This is a genomic window from Bythopirellula superficialaquae, assembly GCF_059632245.1.
This window is the reverse complement of record NZ_CP197426.1, coordinates 3,887,684-3,907,887: the sequence shown is the minus strand read 5'-3', so window position 1 is coordinate 3,907,887 and position 20,204 is coordinate 3,887,684. Positions and strand designations below refer to the sequence as shown.

The 20,204-nt window shown below is 56.1% G+C and carries 17 protein-coding genes; 10 read left to right on the top strand and 7 right to left on the bottom strand.

All coding sequences use genetic code 11. The features are described 5' to 3' along the window. Positions 1-201: 201 nt before the first annotated feature. The 4 genes from SH678x_RS16140 (at position 202) to SH678x_RS16125 (ending at position 4,987) form a co-directional block, all read left to right on the top strand. Positions 202-1,212 carry an AAA family ATPase gene (locus SH678x_RS16140; RefSeq protein ID WP_496919482.1) on the top strand — a complete coding sequence of 337 codons (1,011 nt, stop codon included), beginning with the start codon at positions 202-204 and terminating at the stop codon, positions 1,210-1,212. A 68-nt stretch (positions 1,213-1,280) separates the two neighbouring features. After that, on the top strand, positions 1,281-2,174 hold the full coding sequence (locus SH678x_RS16135) for a DUF58 domain-containing protein (protein WP_496919481.1): 894 nt from the start codon (positions 1,281-1,283) through the stop codon (positions 2,172-2,174). 6 nt (positions 2,175-2,180) lie between these two features. Continuing rightward, the gene (locus SH678x_RS16130) at positions 2,181-4,205 is read left to right on the top strand and encodes a VWA domain-containing protein (protein ID WP_496919480.1); all 2,025 of its coding nucleotides are present in this window, start codon (positions 2,181-2,183) and stop codon (positions 4,203-4,205) included. A gap of 59 nt (positions 4,206-4,264) precedes the next feature. Beyond that, positions 4,265-4,987 carry a class I SAM-dependent methyltransferase gene (locus SH678x_RS16125; protein WP_496919479.1) on the top strand — a complete coding sequence of 241 codons (723 nt, stop codon included), beginning with the start codon at positions 4,265-4,267 and terminating at the stop codon, positions 4,985-4,987. An 8-nt stretch (positions 4,988-4,995) separates the two neighbouring features. On the opposite strand, the gene SH678x_RS16120 is transcribed toward SH678x_RS16125, so the two are convergent. From SH678x_RS16120 to SH678x_RS16110, 3 genes are all read right to left on the bottom strand, one after another. Further along, positions 4,996-5,211: a hypothetical protein gene (locus tag SH678x_RS16120; protein WP_496919478.1), complete on the bottom strand. Its 216-nt coding sequence runs from the start codon at positions 5,209-5,211 to the stop codon at positions 4,996-4,998. A gap of 207 nt (positions 5,212-5,418) precedes the next feature. Beyond that, positions 5,419-6,597, bottom strand: a complete 1,179-nt coding sequence (locus tag SH678x_RS16115; RefSeq protein ID WP_496919477.1) for a metallophosphoesterase — start codon at positions 6,595-6,597, stop codon at positions 5,419-5,421. Positions 6,598-6,635: 38 nt separating this feature from the next. Beyond that, a complete protein-coding gene (locus SH678x_RS16110; protein WP_496919476.1) occupies positions 6,636-8,402 on the bottom strand; it encodes a response regulator in 1,767 nt (588 codons plus the stop codon). A 426-nt stretch (positions 8,403-8,828) separates the two neighbouring features. Here SH678x_RS16110 and typA point away from each other — a divergent pair, with 426 nt between their 5' ends. The 4 genes from typA (at position 8,829) to SH678x_RS16090 (ending at position 13,600) form a co-directional block, all read left to right on the top strand. Next, entirely contained in the window at positions 8,829-10,709 is a 1,881-nt protein-coding gene (gene typA / locus SH678x_RS16105) for a translational GTPase TypA (protein WP_496919475.1), read from the top strand. Between the two features lie 209 nt (positions 10,710-10,918). Beyond that, entirely contained in the window at positions 10,919-11,686 is a 768-nt protein-coding gene (locus SH678x_RS16100; protein ID WP_496919474.1) for a hypothetical protein, read from the top strand. Positions 11,687-11,730: 44 nt separating this feature from the next. Beyond that, entirely contained in the window at positions 11,731-12,894 is a 1,164-nt protein-coding gene (locus SH678x_RS16095; RefSeq protein WP_496919473.1) for a hypothetical protein, read from the top strand. Between the two features lie 172 nt (positions 12,895-13,066). Continuing rightward, a complete protein-coding gene (locus SH678x_RS16090) occupies positions 13,067-13,600 on the top strand; it encodes a hypothetical protein (RefSeq protein WP_496919472.1) in 534 nt (177 codons plus the stop codon). Positions 13,601-13,631: 31 nt separating this feature from the next. On the opposite strand, the gene hemG is transcribed toward SH678x_RS16090, so the two are convergent. Continuing rightward, positions 13,632-15,056, bottom strand: coding sequence for a protoporphyrinogen oxidase (gene hemG, locus SH678x_RS16085; RefSeq protein WP_496919471.1), 1,425 nt, complete (start codon positions 15,054-15,056; stop codon positions 13,632-13,634). A gap of 434 nt (positions 15,057-15,490) precedes the next feature. On the opposite strand from hemG, the gene SH678x_RS16080 reads away from it, so the two are divergent. Together SH678x_RS16080 and SH678x_RS16075 are read left to right on the top strand one after the other, a co-directional pair. Beyond that, positions 15,491-15,682: a hypothetical protein gene (locus SH678x_RS16080; RefSeq protein WP_496919470.1), complete on the top strand. Its 192-nt coding sequence runs from the start codon at positions 15,491-15,493 to the stop codon at positions 15,680-15,682. 9 nt (positions 15,683-15,691) lie between these two features. Further along, entirely contained in the window at positions 15,692-16,000 is a 309-nt protein-coding gene (locus SH678x_RS16075) for a hypothetical protein (protein WP_496919469.1), read from the top strand. Between the two features lie 535 nt (positions 16,001-16,535). Here the strand turns inward: SH678x_RS16075 and SH678x_RS16070 are convergent. Genes SH678x_RS16070 through SH678x_RS16060 form a run of 3 tightly spaced genes read right to left on the bottom strand, consistent with a single transcriptional unit; the run spans position 16,536 to position 20,087 of the window. Next, positions 16,536-17,846, bottom strand: coding sequence for an ABC transporter permease (locus SH678x_RS16070; protein ID WP_496919468.1), 1,311 nt, complete (start codon positions 17,844-17,846; stop codon positions 16,536-16,538). 5 nt (positions 17,847-17,851) lie between these two features. Beyond that, on the bottom strand, positions 17,852-18,592 hold the full coding sequence (locus SH678x_RS16065) for an ABC transporter ATP-binding protein (protein WP_496923079.1): 741 nt from the start codon (positions 18,590-18,592) through the stop codon (positions 17,852-17,854). 19 nt (positions 18,593-18,611) lie between these two features. Then, positions 18,612-20,087: an efflux RND transporter periplasmic adaptor subunit gene (locus tag SH678x_RS16060; RefSeq protein WP_496919467.1), complete on the bottom strand. Its 1,476-nt coding sequence runs from the start codon at positions 20,085-20,087 to the stop codon at positions 18,612-18,614. Positions 20,088-20,204 lie beyond the last annotated feature (117 nt).

Below are 20,204 nucleotides of genomic sequence, written 5' to 3'. Positions count from 1 at the left end.
CACATTTCAGATTCCTCAATATAGAGTTGCTCCCATCCCCCGGTCAAGCTGCCGCGTAGGCAATAGCCGACTCGATCTCCTTATGCAATAATGAGTTACGTCTGCTGGTCGCTGGGCCACCGCCCGCTTGCAACTTTCGCTAAACTGTTTCATCGGCTCCAAGCATCTATTCTCTCACCCAGACCTTCCCGAGAACCGCGCATGAGTGAAGCAAAGTCCATCGAAAAAGACGCCGCCGAGTTCGCCCAGCGTTACAAAGCCGTCAGCGAACAACTGGGCCGGGTCATCGTCGGACACGCCGACATTGTCCATGGCGTTCTCACCTGTTTATTCGTCGGGGGCCATTGTCTGCTCGAAGGCGTTCCCGGCCTGGGTAAGACGCTGCTCGTGCGAACCCTCGCCGAAACACTGGACCTCGACTTCTCGCGGATTCAATTCACCCCCGATCTGATGCCGGCCGACATCCTTGGCACCAACATGGTGTCGGAAACTCCCGAAGGGAAACGGGTCTTTGAATTTCAAAAAGGTCCCATTTTCACGCAGATTTGTCTGGCCGACGAAATCAACCGCGCGACGCCCAAAACGCAATCCGCGATGCTCGAAACGATGCAGGAACAAAAGGTAAGCATCGCCGGCAAAGTCTTTCCCATGAAGTTGCCGTTCTTTGTGATGGCGACTCAGAATCCGCTTGAGCAGGAAGGGACTTATCCGCTGCCCGAAGCACAGCTCGACCGCTTCTTCTTCAAGCTCGTGGTCGGTTACTCAAACCGCGAAGAGTTGGCCACGATCATCGACCGCACGACCCGCGGCGTGAGCGTAAAGCCAGAAAAGGTGATGAACGGCGAAGAGATTTTGCGTTGGCAACGATTGGTCCGCGAAGTCATCATTGCTCCGCACGTGCAAGATTACATCGTAAGGCTCACACTCGCCACGCATCCCAACGGACCCTTCGCGTTGCCGATCACGAACCAATATTTGCGTTGGGGCAGCAGCCCCCGCGGCGCGCAGACGGTCACATTAGCTGCGAAAGTGCGGGCGTTGCTCGGCGGGCGCTACAACGTCAGCTTCGACGACATCCGCCGGGTCTTCTTGCCCGCGATGCGTCACCGCGTGATTCTTAATTTTGAAGCCGCCGCCGAAGGGATTGAACCCGATCAGGTGCTGACCGAGATCGTCAAGAAAGTCCCCGAGAAAGCGGAAGATTCTAAGTAGCCAAATCATTCTACGCAGAACATCTAACGCCAGGGGAATACAATCCCAGGGCGCAGCGAACCGAACCTATGCCCGGCGTCACCGATCCCAAACTTCTGTCGCCCGCCTTGTGTGCCCAACTCGAACGCTTGGAGTTGGTGACGCGCAAGATCTTTCGTGGCCGAATGAAGGGGGAACGTCGCAGCAAACGCAAAGGGCAGAGTGTCGAGTTTGCCGACTTCCGCAACTATGTGGCTGGTGATGATCTCCGGCAGCTCGATTGGAATCTCTACGCCCGACTCGACAAGCTGATTCTCAAGTTGTTTCTTGAAGAAGAGGATTTGCATTTTTACGCGTTGATTGATTCGAGCCTCTCGATGAATTTTGGCTTGCCGACGAAGCTGGAATACGCCAAGCAACTCGCCGCGGCCTTGGGCTTTGTTGGCTTAGTCAGAGCCGATCGCGTGCGGATCGAAACCCTCAATCAGGCCGTAAGTCAGCGCAGCCCGGCCTTCCGCGGCCGGGCCAGTGCCTGGCGGATGATTCAGCAAGTCGAATCCATCCAACCCGCCGGTGAAACACGGCTCGCACAAGGAGTGAAAAACTTTTGCCTGCGCAACCCGGGACGCGGCGTCGTCGTGCTGATCAGCGATCTCATGGATAAAGAGGGCTATGAAACGGCGCTGAAGTATTTCGTGTCGCACGAAATGGATTGCTTCGTGATTCAGGTCCTGTCGCAAGAAGAACTCGAACCCGACGTGAAAGGGGATCTCCGCCTCGTTGATTGCGAGGATCAGAACGAAGCAGAAATCACCGTGAGCGCACCGCTCTTACGTAAATACCAGCAAACCCTCAACGGCTTTGTCGCCGCGGCCCAACAGTTTTGCTCCAAGCGAGGCTTGCACTATCTGCTGGCCAACAATCAGTTGCCCGTGGAAGAGCTCGTAGCCAAGCATCTCCGCCGCCGAGGGCTCGTGCGGTAAATGGACATGCTCTTTCGCAACACGCTGGGCCCCACCGCTTGGATGATCATGGGGGCGATCCCGTTGGCGATCTTTGCGCTCTATTTTCTCAAGCTCAAGCGCCAACCGCTTGAAGTGCCGAGCACATACCTCTGGCATCGCGTGATTGAAGATTTGCACGTGAACAGCTTTTGGCAACGCCTGCGGAAGAGCTTACTACTGTTTCTGCAATTGCTGATCGCGGCGTTAGCGATCCTGGCGTTGCTACGTCCGGGGTGGCAGGGCGAAACACTCGAAGGCGAGCGGTTTATCTTCCTCATCGACAACTCGGCCAGCATGTCGGCCACCGATGCCGAGAACGGCCAGTCGAGGCTTGATGAAGCCAAGAGCCGTGTCTCTTCATTGATCGATCGAATGGAATCGAGCATGTCGGCGATGGTCATCGCCTTTGCCGATCAGCCAGTGGTAGTGCAGGAATTCACCGGCAATCGCCGCCGCTTGCAGGATGCCGTGAATCGCATTCAACCGACTGCCGCCCAAACCGATTTCTCGGGGGCCCTGCGACTGGCCGATGGCTTTGCCAATCCACAGACTAAGCAAGCGCAGGATGTATCAACCGAAGCTGCGCCAAAGCCGCAGCCCGTGGAGCTTTTCATCCTAAGTGATGGCCGCTTTGGGAATGTCGACGACTTTTCGCTGGGCAATCTCCAGCCGAAATTTTTACCGCTGGGAACCGAAACGGCTGAAAATCTGGCGATCACGGCGCTCAACACCCGGCGTGGCGAAGATCGCCCCGATCAATTGCAGGCCTTCGTTCAACTGGCCAACGCCAGTTCGAATGAAACGACAGCCACCGTGGCCTTGCATTTGAACGATCAATTGATCGACGCCACGGAGGTGAAGTTGCCAGCTCGTGGAACCGGTTCCGCCACCTTTCTGTTGTCCAACGATGCCCAAGGAACTTTGCGGGCAGTGGTTGACCCCGCCGCCGGATTTCAGGACCGTCTAACCGTCGACAACACGGCCTACGCAGTTCTAGAATCCGGCAGTGATTCCCGCGTGTTGCTTGTTACTCCGGGTAACAGTGCTTTGGAAGCAGCATTGGAAACTGAACGTGCCCAGCGTTTTGCCAAGATCGACAAGCTTTCGCCGAATGACTTAGAGACACCCGAATTCAACCGTCAGGTTGCCACGGGCAACTACGATTTGATCATCTTCGACCAATGCGCGCCTCAAAAGATGCCCGACGCTAATACCTTATTCATTGGTCGCCGCCCGCCGCTCGAGAAATTGCAAGCAGGTGAATCGAGCGACACCGTCTTTGGCCCACAGATTATCGATTGGGATCGCAGCCATCCGCTGTTGAATCTGATCGAGCTGGGGGGCGTGCAGATTGTCGATGCGCAAACTGTGAAACCGCCGTTGGGTGGCCGCGTGCTCGTTGATTCCACGGCCGGGCCTTTGATGGCGATTGCCCCCCGCGATCGATTTGAAGACGTCGTGCTGGGTTTTGAAATCGTCGGCACGAACGAAGCGGGCCAGCGAACATTCAACACCGATTGGCCACGTAAGCATAGCTTCCCCAGTTTCTGGCTCAACGTGCTCGAGCATTTCGCACAACACTCTGACACGCAGGAAATCCATCGCCCCCACGAACTGGTGGAGTTGCACTTACCGCCGGGCGAACGTCGCGTGGAGATGGAATTGCCCGACGGCGCTACCATTCCGATGGAAGTTGATACAGCAGGACAATTGGCGTTTCAAGACACAGAGCGGCCGGGAGTCTACCAAGTGCTTCGCAACGGTGAAGTTGTCAAGCGGTTTGCCGTCAACTTGTTTGACCGGCAGGAAAGTGACGTCGCTTTGCAGACGGCCAGCGCCGGGCAGGGGGGGCTGAATGTCGTCAAAAGCCTGGAGATTGGCTACGTTGACGTGGCCGCCGAAGCGCCCAATGCCGATATCCGTAAGGAGTTATGGAAGCCCTTGCTGGTATTGGCACTGGTTGTGCTACTGGTGGAATGGTATATCTATAATCGCCGTGTTTACATCTAATCAGGCAATCACGGTGGCGTGGAATCAACACAGGAAGGCGGAAGTTTCTCCGCGGAGCGATGCAAAAAACAATTGACGAACGGCATGCCGAAAGGAAACAAAACGCAGCGCTCAAACGCTTCATCGAAAACGACCTCATCAGCCGAGTGAGCGACGAAGAATATCGCAAGAAGGTTCGCAAGGTTTATGGTGGTCCGCAGGGGGCCCTCCTCTCCACGGCCAGCATGTTGTCGCTGCATATTCCCTTGGGCGAGCGGCTTTTTCGCAAACGGAAATTTGATCTCCGCGGCATGCGCTCGATTCTCGACGTCGGCAGTGGTGCCGGACAGATCGCCCAGCACCTGTTGAAGTACGCCGACGCCCAATCCGAAATCTATTGCACCGACTTATCGCAGCCAATGCTCGAACGAGCTCGCGTGCGACTCAAGAGTTCACGCCCACGCTTTGTGACTGCCGACATCGTTCATCTTCCCTTTGAAGACAACGCATTCGATGGAGTGACCTGCGGCTATGTTTTGGAGCACCTTGCCGATCCTCGGCCGGGCCTCGCTGAGCTCGCACGAGTGATGAAGCCCGGCGGACGGATGCTCCTGTTGGTGACCGAAGACAGCGTCGCCGGAGCCTGGACCAGCCGTCTTTGGTGCTGCCGCACTCACAATCGCCGCGAGTTAATGCAGATCTGCCAGGAAGTCGGCATCCCCTGCAAACAAGAACTCTGGTACACCAAGATGCACGCGGCCATGCGCGCCGGCGGTATTTGTCTTGAACTGCAAAAGCAGTAAAGCAAATCTCAGTTGTACGGATTGCTGCTCGGAATATCCAAGTAAGAATTGTGCAGCTTTTCTTGAATCGAGTTGCCGCACTTAGGGCACTCTATGTAGAAGCGGAATCCAATCGAAGTTTGCTCTGACATCGATTGACCTTGAAGAACTGGCATTTTGGTGAGCTGCTCTTTACGTAGGCATTTGGCATCTTCACCGCATTTGTCACAAATAATTGTCTGCATTCAGTCTCCTATTCCGTTTGAGCAATCGAACAAACTCGAAGCTCTTGAAGTACCGTATCCTACTCGATTGCCGCGCGGAGTGCTTCAAAATCCCTAAATGTTTGCCGATGGGGGCCATCTCGGCTCGATATTGCACGAATCCTGCCTGGAAATGGCTGAGAATGCACTGAAGTCGCTTCCCGGTTTGCGAACCACCGCCGCTTGCGATTATTTGGAGCTCGCCAACTCCAGCAGCGCAATCTCCGGTGGACACCGCCATCTGAGAGGTGTTTCGCCCGCGATGCCGCGCGTGACGTGCATCAACGTATTGCCGCGAAGGAACGTTCCCGCCGCGAAACGAGTGCCATACAGGCTCGGCGCCGCGACGGCTCCCAAAATCGGAAAGCAAACTTGTCCTCCGTGGGCATGGCCAGCCACCACAAGGTCGCCATCCCTCGCACACGCCCAATCGAATTGATCGGGGCTATGAACAAGCAGCAGCCGAAACGGAGTTTCTGTTGAGTTAGCAAGACGAGGAGGCAATTCAGGCAGCCGCGGTCCCCAAGGTGCTTCATTACCCGCGATCAAAACAGGATAGTCATACCACTGAGCGGTCAAACTTTTCCCGCCAACATAGGTCAGACCCCGCGCCGTGAGATCATCCACCGTCCGGCGAGAATCGATGTAGAAATCGTGGTTGCCGAGGATAAAGTAAACGCCGGATTTAGCTCGCAATAAAGCCAGACTATCGTACAGCCAATCGCGATAGGCTTCTATTTCGACAAGGTCACCGGTGATCACAATCACATCGGCCTGTAAGCGATTCACTTCGTTGGCGACGTTCACATACCATTCCGGCCCAATCCGCCCCGTGACGTGCAAATCGCTGATGTGCGCGATCCGCAGCCCCACTAGTTTCTCAGGCAGCCGAGGAATCAACAGCCGCTTGGTATCCATAGCGAGCTTAAAAACTTCATTGCCGGGAACAAGTCCCACCATCCGAGGATATAACCCTCGCAAAGTTTCTTTGGGTAGCGGCTGGTCGGGTTTGAGAAATTTGCGTTCTTTGGAGCGAACCGTGTGGGGATCGTCGTCTTGAAAACCGCGAATAAATCGCGCTAAGAGTTTCCCCATTCCAAACACCGCACAGCCCAAACAATAGGTCACGGCGAAGCGAGCCAAAGGTCCGGTGTTTTGTGAATTGAAAAAGTAATCGCCGTCGTGCCACCACTGCCAAGCAACCACCAAGGGCAACGTGGCGAACGTCGTGAAGCCGGCCCACGTCAGAAAATCAATGAGCCGATGCGGACCCGCCCAAGCATGCAGACGGTTAATGAGCGCGATCCAGAAATAGCCGTGCCCCAGCAGAGCGAACAGGGCGATGAGCGTGAGCAGGGCAGGGTGCATGGGCCAATATCCGTTTGGCAATCGCCGCCGGCACTCCGCTAGGCTGAGCCCTCGCGGCCGTCGATGGTCGTTTCCACGACGCTCACCAACTGATCCAAGCGGAACGGCTTGTACAACACGTGCTGCAAGCCGGCTTGCCGGGCCTTGACGATCGAATGGCCTGGATCGTAACCAAAGCCGGTCATCAACACCATCGGCACTTTTTCCATGAGCTCCGAGAGCTTCGTCATCAATTCATAGCCGTTCATGTCGGGTAGACGAATATCGGCGATAATCACGTCGTACTTCGACCCCGCGGCCAGATTCCGAACCATCAAACGGGCTTCGTTGCCGTCGTGGGCCGTCTCGACAATACAGTGATACCGTTCCAGCAAGCCATGAGCCGCCGAACGAACTGATTCATCGGCATCCACCACCAGGATTCGCTTACCCACCAGTTTGGGCCGGGAATCGGTCGAACCGGTCGCCGGTTGGGCCTGCGTGGGACTCATGCTTTGTCCCACTTTTTGAATCACTTGCTTGATGTCACGGGCATTCCGCAAGATGCGGTGCAACCGCTCGACCACGTCGGGCTCATGGCCGATGTAGCGTTCCATGATATTGACCGCGTCGTTGAGTATCACGTCCACGGGCAAGGCGACGGCGCTGTGAATCGCTTCCACGCTGGCCGCGGCGGTGCTCGCCTTTTCCGCGGCCAACAATTCCAGCGTATTAAGGGCGACGGCCACGCTACGGGCAAAAATTTCAAGAAACTGTAGGTCGCTTTCCGAAAAAGCGTTCCCCTCGGGGCTTTCGACGTTGAGCGTACCGATAACCTGCTCGTGCAAAATCAGCGGAACGGTCAGCGAACTTCGCGCTCCTTCGGCCCCCGACAAATACAGCGGATCGTCGGTGGTATGTTCGCAGATGTAACTCTTACCCGTGGCGGCAACAAATCCCGTCACACCATTGCCGTTGGTTTGAGCATACAGCTTACGTGCTGCCGCTTCGGGAGCCATGCCGACTTCCAACAGCGGAATCAGTTCGCCCGTGTCCTGATCCAACATTCGAATCTCGACCACGTCGAGCTGCAAAATGTCTTGGATGCATTGCAGAATGTTCGACTTGAGCAGTTCGATCCGCTCTTCTTCGGCCAGTTGCGAGACGTCGCTCGTCGTGAGGTCGGCCAGTTCAACGCCAGCTTGATGAATGGCCGCGAGCTTTTGCTGCTGTAAAACTTCTTGGCTCATGTCGTGAACGGTCACGACCAAATTTTGCGGGGCCGCATCGCTGCCGGCGGCAAAGACGGGGGCCGCGTGCAGGCGATAATATTTATTGTCATTACAGCGCATGATCGACGCACATGCACGTCGCGTGGCCAAGGCACTGTGCAGCGGACAAAAATCGGGGCCCAGCAATTCGGGGCTCCCCATGACGCGGTAAAAATTCTCACCGATCACGCTCTCCGAGCCGGTCCATTCCCGTAACCGGCCATTGCCCCACAGGACTTTGTTCTCTTTATCGAGCAGCACGACCCCGTCGGGCATGCCTTCCAGAATGCGATCGCCGCAGATAATTTTGCTCAAGTCCAACGACTTGGCGAAATGATCGGTATCGCAATAAACGGCGGCGAATTCGCCAGCCACCAAGTTCGAAAGAACTTCCAACGCCGAATCGACGCGGACGATCTCAATATCGTTGCCAAAGTGCGAGCTGAAGTCGACCTGAGAATCGTGCGCACCGCCCAGGAATAAAACCTTGGGGCGCTCACCTACCTGCTCGCTCTCGAATGACGCACTTTCTGGCGACACGCTGGGTCCTGACACCGCAAACTTCCAAGTGCCGTTACTGAGTGGCCACGGACCGCACGCAATCGTGCTTATGACACCGCTGCCTCATGAATATTAGACCACAGTATAGTTTCTGTCACAAATCACCACAAGTTTGAGTGTCCGACTGTTAAGACGCCAATCACAAGAAATCTAACCGTTGATGCAATCTCACGAGAGACACCTCCTAAGCACAGCGATTGCACGAAGTACGCAGACCAATCAAAAACTCTCGAAAAAACCGCTGAAAAATGAACTGCCCAAGGGGCACGCGGTTTCGTACAATTTTGGGTCCCACCCACCGAATCATCCGCCGCCGACAATCTCGGTGCGGAATCTCCGTTGTAGACGGTTCTCGGAGCATCCCCCTGCAGTTGGCTGGGACATTTTGCAGCCTCACGTTCAAATCGAGTCGATCACAGTATGTCCACAGCCGGCCTGACATCCACCGCACAGCAAATCCGCAACGTCGCCATCATCGCGCACGTCGACCACGGCAAAACCACGCTCGTCGACAAGATGATGATGCAGTCGGGCCAATATCGTAACGAAGATCTCGCGAAACTCGCGGGAGGACAGCACGGCCTGATTCTCGATTCCAACGATCTCGAACGCGAACGCGGCATCACGATTCTCAGTAAAAACTGCGCTGTCCGCTACACTTCGGCCGCCGGCGAGACATTTCGTGTGAATTTGATCGATACCCCAGGTCACGCCGACTTCGGTGGCGAGGTCGAGCGTGTGCTCGGCATGGCCAGTGGCACGTTGCTGCTTGTGGATGCCTACGAAGGCCCCATGCCGCAAACACGCTTCGTGCTGCAAAAATCGTTAATGTACAATTTGCGACCAATTGTCGTGATCAACAAAGTCGACCGCCCCGATTCACGGCCGATGGAAGTTGTGAACGAAGTTTTCGATCTGTTGGTCGAAATGGATGCCCCCGATGAAGTGCTGGAGTTCCCAGTGGTATTCGCTTCGGCCCGGCAGGGTTGGGCCACGTTGGATCTCAACGAGCCGAGCGATTCGCTCAAGCCGTTGTTTGAAACCATCTTGCAACACGTTCCGCCCCCAGAAGTGGGACTCGAAGATGGCCCCGGCCGCTTGCAGGTGACAACGCTCGATTACTCCGACTACGTGGGGCGTATCGCTATTGGCCGCGTCCGCGAAGGCACAATCCGCCGCCGGCAACGAGTCTTAGTGATCGACCGCGAAGGCAAACAAACCGAGCGGCAAGTTTCTCAGTTGCTTGGCTTCGAAGGTTTGGATCGAAAAGAAGTCGACAGCGTTTCGGCTGGCGATTTGTGCGCGCTCGTCGGACTTGAACCCATCGAAATCGGCGATACCGTCACTGATATCACGTTCCCAGAAGCCCTGCCACCAGTGACGATCGACGAGCCCACGCTCCACATGACGTTCCGCGTGAACGATGGACCTTTCACGGGTCGCGAAGGCAAGTTTCTCACGAGCCGCCAATTGGGAGAACGTCTCCAACGCGAACTTCGCTCGAACGTTGCGTTGCGTGTCGGACCAGGGCCTAGCCAGGAACAGTTTCGCGTGTCGGGCCGCGGCCTCATGCACTTGGGCATCCTGATCGAAAACATGCGCCGTGAAGGCTTCGAATTGTGCGTCGGGAAGCCTGAAGTCATTTACAAGGACATCGACGGCGTCAAGTGCGAGCCCATCGAGCAATTGGTGGTCGATTGCCCCGAAGCTAGCCAAAGCGCCGTGATGTCGCTGCTGGGAGATCGCCGCGCGACGTTGACCAAGATGACACATCGCCAATCCGGCGGATTTGTCCACTTGGAATTCACCGTCCCCGCGCGTTCGCTTATGGGTTTGCGCAGCCGGATGCTCAACGCCACGGCCGGCGAAGCAATTATGCACCATACGTTCTTGGGTTATGAACCGGTTCGCGGTGCAACTCCGGGCCGGCCATTCGGCGTTTTGATCGCCAATGAAACGGGCATGGCCACGGCTTATTCGCTCGACGCGCTTTACGACCGCGGGGAGTTTTTCATCAGCCCTGGCGATCAAGTGTACGAAGGTCAAATCGTCGGCGAACATTGCCGCGCGGGGGATCTCGTCGTCAATGTCGTGAAGGGCAAGAAGCTGACCAACGTCCGCGCCGCGGGCAAGGACGACAACAGCCAAGTCCGCCCCGTCCGCGTGATGTCGCTCGAAACCTGTTTGGAGTACATCGAAGAAGACGAAGTCGTGGAAGTAACCCCCACGCTCGTTCGCCTCCGGAAGATCATGCTCATGGAATCGGACCGCCGTCGTGCGGCCCGTCGTGCCGAGAGCTAATCTGCTTCTTCCGCATATTCGCTACATTCGGAATATCATTAGTATTCCCGCGAGTTGTGCCGCGGCTATTGATCGCCAAACGTGCGTTCATCAAAAGCTATGCTTGCTTGAATAGTTCTGGCCGGAGTTGTCCGTGCGCAGAGTGATCACCGCAATCCAAAAGCTTTGGGCGGATCCTTTGAGGGCGCAGATCCTTTGGGGGCACAGTCATGGGGTTCATCAATATCAAGTCGCAAGTGAGCCACCGCCGCGGGCTGTCGTTTCTCGAATTCATCGGCTGCCTGGTCGCCATGATCGGCGGCGTCATGCTCGGCGCGATGTATTTGGGTCTCGATCTCAAACACATGGCGAGCGGTGTTTTGGTTCAAGCCAAAGTCGTTGACCCCAGTTATTTCGCCGTCGCAGAAGAAGTAACCGCTGAACTTCCTAATGACTCTCCCGACGCACAAAAAGCCGGCTCTTCAAGCCGCGAAACCTCCGTTCCACAATTGAATGCCAAACCCACGCCAACATCCGCAGAAACTCGCGCGGCAACGCGTGCTTATTGGAATAAGCTGACCGAATATATGGCTGCTGAAGCTCAGGGCCGACTTCGCGAAGAAGGCAGCCCCGAAGAGTGGCATCTTTACGACTATTTGGCACAACGGAAACGAGGTCACGAGCAAGCTCTCGAAACCTTGGCGACGTTGAATGAAGCGGGCGTCGACGAAAAACTTGTCGCCCACGGCCAGCAAGTCACCAATTGGCATCAGTCGGGAGTCAAGTTGTTTGATCATGCCCTGTCGCTGCTCAGCGATGGTCCTGGGGCCAAGCTGACCGGCCCATTCGCACAAAGTTGGCAAAGTGCCGCCACGCAGCTGCGAATGGAAGAGAATTTGGTGCTCGACCGTCACAAAGCCGTCGCCAATTATTTGGACCGCGAGTATCCGGCCGCTGCTCCGTTTGTCCCCGCGTTACAACAGACTCCCACCAAATAACCCCCACGTTGGCCCCGCCAACACATGCTTTCGAGGTAATGACTATGTTGCGTTTCAGTTTTCGATTGTTGCTTGGTGCCTTGGTCGCTTTGCAAACGGTTGCCCCCGCGCTGGCCGATGGTTGGGTGATCGCCGACGATTCCTGCGGCTGCGAGATGGAAATTCCCTGCTGCGAGCCAGTCGCCATCGAATGCGAGGATTGCCTGGAATGCGAAGGCACCGTCGTTGAAGAGAGCGTCGAAGAGAATCATGACGTGATCATCGATTCCTGTGGCTGCGAGGCCATGGAAGTTGAAGCCACAACAAACGACGCCACGATCACTAAAGACAGCGAGCCGGCTCCCGCCGAAACGAAGAAACCCGCGGCAACGACAACTCCGGCACCCGCTGCGGCAACAACCGACAAGCTGCCCCCCGCACCGATTGCGGTTCCCGCCGAGCCCGCCAAAACCACCGAGACCGATTTGTTTCCTGGCCCGGCGGTCACCACACCTGCAGCCCAACCGCCGGTGACAGAGTCGCCAGCGACAACAACTCCCATGGAAACACCAGTCTCAAAACCAGCCACCGGCACCGGTGGTCTGTTCGACGAACCCGTCACTCCCGTGGCCGAGCCGGACGACACTTCGATTCCGTTTGCCGATCCCCCCGCCGCGACGACCGAATCCACGCCAGCAGAAGTCGAAGTGACCGAAACCGAAGGAACGGAAGAGTTGTTCGTTGAGCCCAGCCAAGATTCATCGCAAGATACCTCGCAAGATTCGTCCCAAGACGAATCTGTTGAGTTCGATGCCGAAGAGACTGTCACCGAAGAAACCGTGCCCGAACAACCCGCGAGCGACCCGCTCGACGATTTGTTCAGTCCCGCCGAATCGACCGACGAACCGGCTCCCAAGCAAGATGAGACCAAGGAAGAAAAACCTGCAGAGTCGGAAACCTTCGATCCGTTCAGCCACAACGAATTACCAACCCTGGAGATTGTTCTGGCCGACGCCGAACTACGGAGCTGGTCCGACCGTCAGGCCGTTGAGCATTGCCAGGCAAAATTGGTCAGCGTAACAACCGAAGGTATTTTTGTGACGAAGGCCTCGGGTGAGATGCTCGAGATCAATTTCACAGACCTCAGCGACGACGATCTCAACTTCGTTCGCAATCAAGTGCTCGCCCAACGCGATTTGCTAGCACCCACCCAACTCGCCGCCCACTAAACATAAATAGCCGTAGCGTCCCGCTACGGTGTAATAAGCCCCGCCACAATGCGAAACGTCCCGCTACGGTGCTAGCACCGGCAAACTCCGCCCGAATTTCCTCATCGCGACAACCTGCAGGCGTCGATGTTCCCAAAGAGCGCGAGATCGTTGCGCTCGCAGGGGGAATTTCATGGAAGCGGTATTACTAGGTTTGGCAGCTCCTGCCGCCGTCAGCACGGCCGGCTCACTGCTGGAGCGCAGCCTCGATACCCTGGCGGTGCCGTTCTCCGCGATTCTCGAATCGATGACCGATTCCGAGTCTGCTGACAGCGAGACGTCCTCGATCACCGATATCGCCGACCTCCAGTCGGAACTCGCCAGTCTGCAAGAGAATCTCGCCGCGCGAATCCAAAACGCACTCTCCTCGGCGGGCATTAAACTCGACGAGCCCTTACAACTTCGCGTTTCTGAACTCGATGGCACGGTGGAAGTCGTTGGCAATCATCAACAAAAAGCATTGATCGAAGCCGCACTCGCCGACGATCCGGCCTTCGCGCGCGATTTTGCCAAAGCCCTCGCCATGCAGCAACTTGTGACCGCTTCCGAGCAAGCCGAACAAGCGACAACCGATGATGACATCGCGCTGGGCATCGCTCAAAAAGAAGAACAATTCGGCCTCTTCACGCTCAGCGATGACGGCCCGACTCTGTTATTCGGCGCCTAGCCGGACCGCAACGCGGTTCGGGCGAAGTGATTTAAGTCAAAAATCGTTCCGCCACCCGTTTCGCCGCTAAGTCTCCACTTCGCACACAATACGGAATCCCCACGCCCCGATAGCCGTTGCCCGCGAGCGCCAATCCCGGATGCTGATCCACGCGGCGTTCGATGTCATCCACAAGCTGCACGTGACCCACATGATATTGGGGCATCTTCTCCCGCCAACGCTGCACTTCCACGTGCAACGGCTCACCACGTGTGCCGATGGCCTTTTGCAATTCGCCCAGCGCTAGCCGCGTGAGCTCCTCATCGGGAATTTCGACCAGTTCTGGCCGCAATGCCCCACCCAGGAAAATGCGAACCAGCACTGTGTCTTCCGGCGCTCGCCCTGGAAATTTGATGCTCGAAAAACTCGCCGCGATGATCTGCCGCTGCTCGGCGGCGGGGACCACGAAGCCAAAGCCATCCAGTTCGCGGGCGATCTGATCCTTACGAAACGCGACACACACGATCGCACTACTCGCATAAGAAATACTGCCCAGCAACTCAGCGAGGTCCGGATCGATGTTATGCACAATCGGCGCGGCCTGGGGCGTGGGCAATGCCACCACGACCCCCGCAAAAGGACCTTCACTCGCCGCATTGGAAAAATCAATCCACCAACCTTTGTGGCTATCCCCTGAAATTAACGATGCCTTACGATCCACGTGAATCGATTCATCGCCGATTTGGCTGACAAGCTCATTCACCAGTTGCCCCACCCCGCCGCGGGGCGTCACAAAACTCCCATACCGCGCGCCACTTGCCGTTTCCTGGTCATTCTCCTTGAGATGCCACAGCGTGTGATGTTTGCGTAGCACCTCGATTGCGTCCGGCATCGTCGCGGCCACGCTCAGTTTCGTGGCGTCGGCCGTATAGATCCCCGCGACCAATGGCTCGACCAAACGCTCAAAGGTTTCCCTGCCCAGCCGCTTGCTCGCGAAGCGTGCCAGATTGTCATCAAAGTTTGTGCCTTCGATCGACCGTGGAGGACGTCGCCACCGCTCGGCCAGCAAGCGAATTTTTCCCCGCCAACTCAAGAGCGATGTTTTGAGAATCGAGCCGACTTGCTGCGGCCGAATCAACACAAAACCTTCCGGCACGGGATGCAGCCGATCCCCCTGCCAGACCAACGCCCGGCGGTGCTGCGTGTTGGTGGGAATCAGTTCGTCGGCGATTCCCAATTCCTCGCAAAGCTCAACCGCCCAGGGCTGTTTGGTAATGAAACTATCGGCCCCCAGCTCGATGAGCAAATCCCCGACGCGCTGTGTGGAGAGAACGCCACCGAGTCGGTCACTCGCTTCAAACAGTTCCACATGCGCGTGAGGCAACAACTTGCGCAAGCGATACGCCGCGGACAGTCCGGAGATCCCGCCCCCCAGGACGGCAAACTTCATTGGCGGTGGGGATTGAGAGGCAGACAAAAAGGACTCACTGGCGCGATGGAGGAAGCAGAATCCTCTATTGTCTCACGAGCAAGCCAACTCTGTCCACGGGGGGAAACGTGCCTGTAGCCGTGGTCTGTGACCACGGATTCTTCCAAACCCGTGGCCGAGGTCTCCGACTTCGGAAGTGGCCGAGAGAGCTCAGCGTGCGATGTGACCCGCCCTAGTTTTGACCCTGACGCCAGCTTACCTCTTCAACGCATGCCACTGCTTGCCCTCAGAATCGAAAAGCATTCCAGCAGTGTGGGTCGCGGATTCCTTGAGCATGGCTGAGCAATCCTGAGGGTTCTACGCTGCATCCGTGCGGACTTTCGGTATCACCGGGATAGGTTGTCGAGGATTGTGAGTGACGGTGGTGGCTGGTGAACTGTGGGCGGATAGCTTTTCGGAAATAGTCGGTTACTGAATTCACAGTGCGATTTTTTTACTACCTCATTGCTATTTCCAAGAGCGCGACCCATCACGAAGCCATGCAAAGCATTTATTTTTGCTACTACAATTGGTGCCGTCGCCATGAGACAATCAAGCAGACCCCAGCGATGGCCGCTGGGATTGCTGATCGGCAGTGGACGATCTTGGAATTACTGGAGCGGGTAGCCGCGTAAGGTTTATACATGACGAATATCTTGGGATGGGTTGCGAAAATTCCATTCTGGCTATTGGTATTTGTTGCCTTTATGCAGATAGCATCAATACCACCGAAATACCGCGACATTGATGCTTTACAGGAATCAATCGACCAATGTAAACGTTCTCCTGGCTTTGAAAGTTTCGTTAATAGCACAGAGCAACTAATTGCCAAGCGACAACAGCAAATAACTACAGGACTGATAATTGGACCGATTTTGGCGGCTTTAGCATTTTTGAATTTGTGGCTCAGAAAAAACAAATCAGCGGCCGAATTGGAGCAGCAACATAATTAGCGACAGTGCCAAATTTTTGAAGTGGCCAAAAATCGTCGTAGCATCGCGCTCGCAAATCACGATAATGGGGTCTTATCGTTAGCCGCGACGTGACGCGAAGCGCCGCGGAGCGGGTTAAATCCATCGTAAAACTTCTAGAAGCGAGAATTTCAGACAACATGACAAAGTTGAGAGGACGGTGGTCGGTAGGACTGTGGACTACCATCCACAGTCTATAGTCAACGGTCTATAGTCCCCTACAGCTTTGCGTGTTTTAAGAGGCCGCCAACCAAGCAAAGCTCGCAAACCTGGCAAAGCAAAAAAAGCTGTTAGCGATTAGCCGTTAGCTTGTAGCCAGAGAGGCGAATTACCACCACATGGACAAACCGTGGGGATGGGGAGGCTAGATTCTTTCCGCCTCCGGCGGACCTAGGCTCTCTCAGAATGACTTAAAAAAATATGAACACTGACAAAATCGAAATAGACCCTGCCAAGTTGGAAGAGTTGGACAAGTTGGAAGTCTTGAAATGAGAAAATAAGAAGTTAGCGACGATTCCTACTCATGCCTTAACGCTTCAATCGGATCGAGCCGTGCGGCGCGGAGGGCTGGGTAGACGCCGAAGACGACGCCCACCAAGAGCGAGATGATGAACGCCAACGGGATCGACCACGTTACCAGTTGCGGTTCGACGTTGCGGATCAAATCGGGGAGGGTCGACATTTGCTGCGGAAACCAGGTTTCCATTTGACCACGTAAAAAAAGCGAAATCGGCCGGCAGAAGAGCCCGCCCAACACGCCCGACAACCCGCCGGCAAACGAAAGGACCGTGCTTTCGACGAGAAATTGCCGCGTGATGTCCTGGCGTTTTGCACCCAGGGCGCGGCGGATACCGATTTCGTGCGTTCGCTCGGTGACCGTGGCGAGCATGATGTTCATGATGCCGATGCCACCCACGACGAGCGAAATCGCCGCGATCAAACCGAGGAACAGAATAAACATCAACCGCGTCGTTTCGGCTTGTTGCAAAAGCTCAAGCGGCACGGTCACGCCGAAATCCGCGAGCGTGTGACTCCGTTCGAGCGTGTAGCGCACGAGGTCGGCCGTTTTCAGCACGTCGTCGCGATTGGCGACTTGCAGCGTGATTTGGCTCACTTCGAGCCAATCGCGTTGGAACTGGCCCGGCTTGGTGATGACGATCATATCGCCGATCCGCCGCCAGAGCGTGGTGATCGGCACGTACACGTCGTTGGAGTAATCCTCCGCGGCGAGCGAGCCACCGATGCCGGCCGACGGAGCGCGAGGTTTCATGATGCCGACGACGGAGTAGAACTGTTCGTCGACCATGATTTTTTGATCGAGGGCGTTGCCCGAGGGAAACAAACGCTGCGCGGCTTCGGCGGCCAGCACGCAATAATTTCGTTCACCTTCCAGATCGGAGTCACTGAGGAAACGACCTTCATCGAGCACCAGCCGAGTGACTTCGGCGTAGTCGGGCGTGCAACCGACGAGTCGTCCCTCAAAGGCGCGGGTTTGATAGCGGAATTCCTGGCTCACCGTGCGAATCGGCAAAGCCTTGGAGATCGTCGGGATGGTGGCCAGCAACGTGACGTAATCGCTGCGCGTGAGGCCGTAGCTGCCGTCTTCGACGTCATCGCTCGAAGGTTTGATCGTGCGGACGATGATGTTGTTGGCACCGAGGCTGGCGATCTGCTCCTGCGCGGCGCGGCCGATGCCTTCGCCCATCGCCAGCAGCCAGATCACGCTCGCCACGCCGATGAATATACCCAGCACCGTCAGCGCCGACCGCAGCGGATGCAGGAAGACGCTTTTGACACTGAGTTGAATTGTCCGCCACCACATTGCCATGAGTATTAATGCCTCTCATCCGAGAGAACTTGGCCGTCACGCAACCAAATCACCCGGCGGGTTTTTTCGGCCACGTCAGGCTCGTGGGTGACCATGATAATCGTGCGGCCTTCGTCGTTGAGACTTTGCAGCAGCGAGAGAATTTCTTCGGTTGTTTTGGAATCGAGATTTCCGGTGGGTTCGTCGGCGAGGATGAACTTGGGATCGTTCACCAAACTTCGGGCAATCGCCACGCGTTGTTGCTGGCCACCCGAGAGTTGCGCTGGACGATGACCCAAACGCGCTTCCAGGCCGACCATCCGGGCGAGCTCCAAGCAACGGGCCCGCGTTTGCGGCGTGAGTTGGCCGCCGTAATACAACGGCACTTCGATATTTTCCACGACCGTCAGCGCGGGAAGGAGATTGTAAGACTGAAAGACGAATCCGATCCGCCTTGCGCGGGTTTCGGCGAGTTGGTCGTCGTTCATCAAGGCGACATTGTCGTTGCCGAGCAGGAATGTCCCTGACGTGGGCCGATCTAAACAGCCGAGGAGATTGAGCAAAGTGCTTTTGCCCGAACCGGATGGACCCATGATCGAAACGTAATCACCCACCGGAATATCAAACGAAACGCCTCGCAATGCATGGACCGTTTCGCCACTGAGGACGTAATCCTTGTGAAGATCACGAATACTGGCAGCAAGCGGCCGCCCCTGCAGATTCTGGGCGTCGAACTTGCCGGCAGATTCCTGGCTCGTGGAAACCATGGTTGATGCAAGCAAAGGATCAGCCACCGGCGCTCTCACCCGTGGCTGCAGGTTTTTGGGCCGTGCTGACATCGGTCTTGGCGGGTTCCGCCGCGTCGGCAATGGGGCTTTGCGCAACGGCCCGTTGTTGCCGCTCCGGCGCGATTTTTGGCAGATCAACTTTATCGAGCAACGACTTGGGATTCATCGCCACACGGTCAGCCACTTCGAGTCCACTTTCAATGACGTAGAACTTTTCGTTCGTCGGCCCCGTGACAACGGGCCGAGCTTCCCACTTGCCGTTGGCAAAGACAAAGCAGTAATACTGATTGCCGTGCGAGTAGACGGCCTGGACGGGGACTTGCATCGCATCGTCGATCTCTTCACAGAGAACAGTCACGGAAGCCGTCATACCTGGCCGCAAGCCGAGTGGAGGATTCTGCACGCTCACCGTCGCCTTGTATTCCTTGACGTTCGCCTTGCGCCAGCCCGTCGGTTCGGCATATTGATTGATCTTCACAACCTCGCCCCGAAGCACGTCACCGCCGAAACCTACCGGCACGATGCGTGCGGGCATCCCTTTTTTCATGAATTGAATTAGCGATTCGTTGATCGTCAGCTCCACTTCCATCGAGTTAGGATCAGGCAGTTGAACGATTACCTGTCGCTCGCGGACGATCGTGCCTTCCTGAATAATGACCGACTCGTTGCCGCCGCGATCACGCTCGTGGGCAAACACCACCGTACCTTCGCGCGGAGCCGTCAGCGTGCATTTTTCGATCTGATCTTGCAGGTCGGCAACCTTGCTTTCTTCCAGCTCAAAGCTGTTCTTTTCCGATTCCCATTTGGCCTCGGTTGTGGCGATATCGCTTTCGAGCTGCTTCACCATCTTGGCTCGCGTGAATTCGTCCAGGACTTTCAGCTTGGTTCGCGCGGCAGCAAGCTCCTTTTCCGATTTTTCCACGGCAAAGCGATCTGCTTCGAGCTGCAATTCGTTGACATACCCCTTCGCGGCAAGTTTCTTGCTGTAGACGTAGTACTCCTTGGCGCGGTTGAGGTTCTCTTCCGCCACAAAGACTTCGCTTTCGATGATCTGGCGTTCCTGAACGTAGGTTCCTTCGAGATACTCCCGTTTGGAAATCAACGCGGTTTCGTACAAGTTCTTCGCTTCAACCATCAAGGCTTTGGCAGAGTTGTAGCTAATCTTTTGTGTGGTAAGTTCTTCCTTCAACGCGGAAGAATCGAGTTCGACCAGAAAATCACCTTCCTGAACTTGCGTTCCTTCCGGCACAATCCGCAAGATGGCCGTGCCCGTTGTGCTCTTGGATTTCACCAAGGAACGAACTTCGGTCACTCCGCCAGATTTAATCTCACCTCGTTCGGTAATATCCAAGCGAAAATCACGGCGACCGACTTCGTGCAAGATGGCATCAGTCGTATCTTCTTGAGTTCCTTGATTGTTCCACCACCAAGCCCCGCCACCGAGCGCGGCGATAATCAGTGTTAAGAGAAACACGGAAAGCAAACCCGACGCGCCTCGGCGCATCGGACCTGGGGATCTATGTCTGGCGACTGATAAATACATGACCATCTGCCTCGATTGATCTGCGGCGGGCGAACGAGCGGAGGAAAA

Bases quoted from the DNA above. Each gene is read 5' to 3' on its own strand.
- SH678x_RS16115 (WP_496919477.1), bottom strand. From the start codon at position 6,597: ATGCACCCTGCCCTGCTCACGCTCATCGCCCTGTTCGCTCTGCTGGGG.
- SH678x_RS16140 (WP_496919482.1), top strand. From the start codon at position 202: ATGAGTGAAGCAAAGTCCATCGAAAAAGACGCCGCCGAGTTCGCCCAG.
- SH678x_RS16095 (WP_496919473.1), top strand. From the start codon at position 11,731: ATGTTGCGTTTCAGTTTTCGATTGTTGCTTGGTGCCTTGGTCGCTTTG.
- SH678x_RS16120 (WP_496919478.1), bottom strand. From the start codon at position 5,211: ATGCAGACAATTATTTGTGACAAATGCGGTGAAGATGCCAAATGCCTA.
- SH678x_RS16090 (WP_496919472.1), top strand. From the start codon at position 13,067: ATGGAAGCGGTATTACTAGGTTTGGCAGCTCCTGCCGCCGTCAGCACG.
- SH678x_RS16125 (WP_496919479.1), top strand. From the start codon at position 4,265: ATGCAAAAAACAATTGACGAACGGCATGCCGAAAGGAAACAAAACGCA.
- SH678x_RS16135 (WP_496919481.1), top strand. From the start codon at position 1,281: ATGCCCGGCGTCACCGATCCCAAACTTCTGTCGCCCGCCTTGTGTGCC.
- SH678x_RS16130 (WP_496919480.1), top strand. From the start codon at position 2,181: ATGCTCTTTCGCAACACGCTGGGCCCCACCGCTTGGATGATCATGGGG.
- SH678x_RS16065 (WP_496923079.1), bottom strand. From the start codon at position 18,592: ATGGTTTCCACGAGCCAGGAATCTGCCGGCAAGTTCGACGCCCAGAAT.
- SH678x_RS16100 (WP_496919474.1), top strand. From the start codon at position 10,919: ATGGGGTTCATCAATATCAAGTCGCAAGTGAGCCACCGCCGCGGGCTG.
- typA (WP_496919475.1), top strand. From the start codon at position 8,829: ATGTCCACAGCCGGCCTGACATCCACCGCACAGCAAATCCGCAACGTC.
- SH678x_RS16070 (WP_496919468.1), bottom strand. From the start codon at position 17,846: ATGGCAATGTGGTGGCGGACAATTCAACTCAGTGTCAAAAGCGTCTTC.
- SH678x_RS16075 (WP_496919469.1), top strand. From the start codon at position 15,692: ATGACGAATATCTTGGGATGGGTTGCGAAAATTCCATTCTGGCTATTG.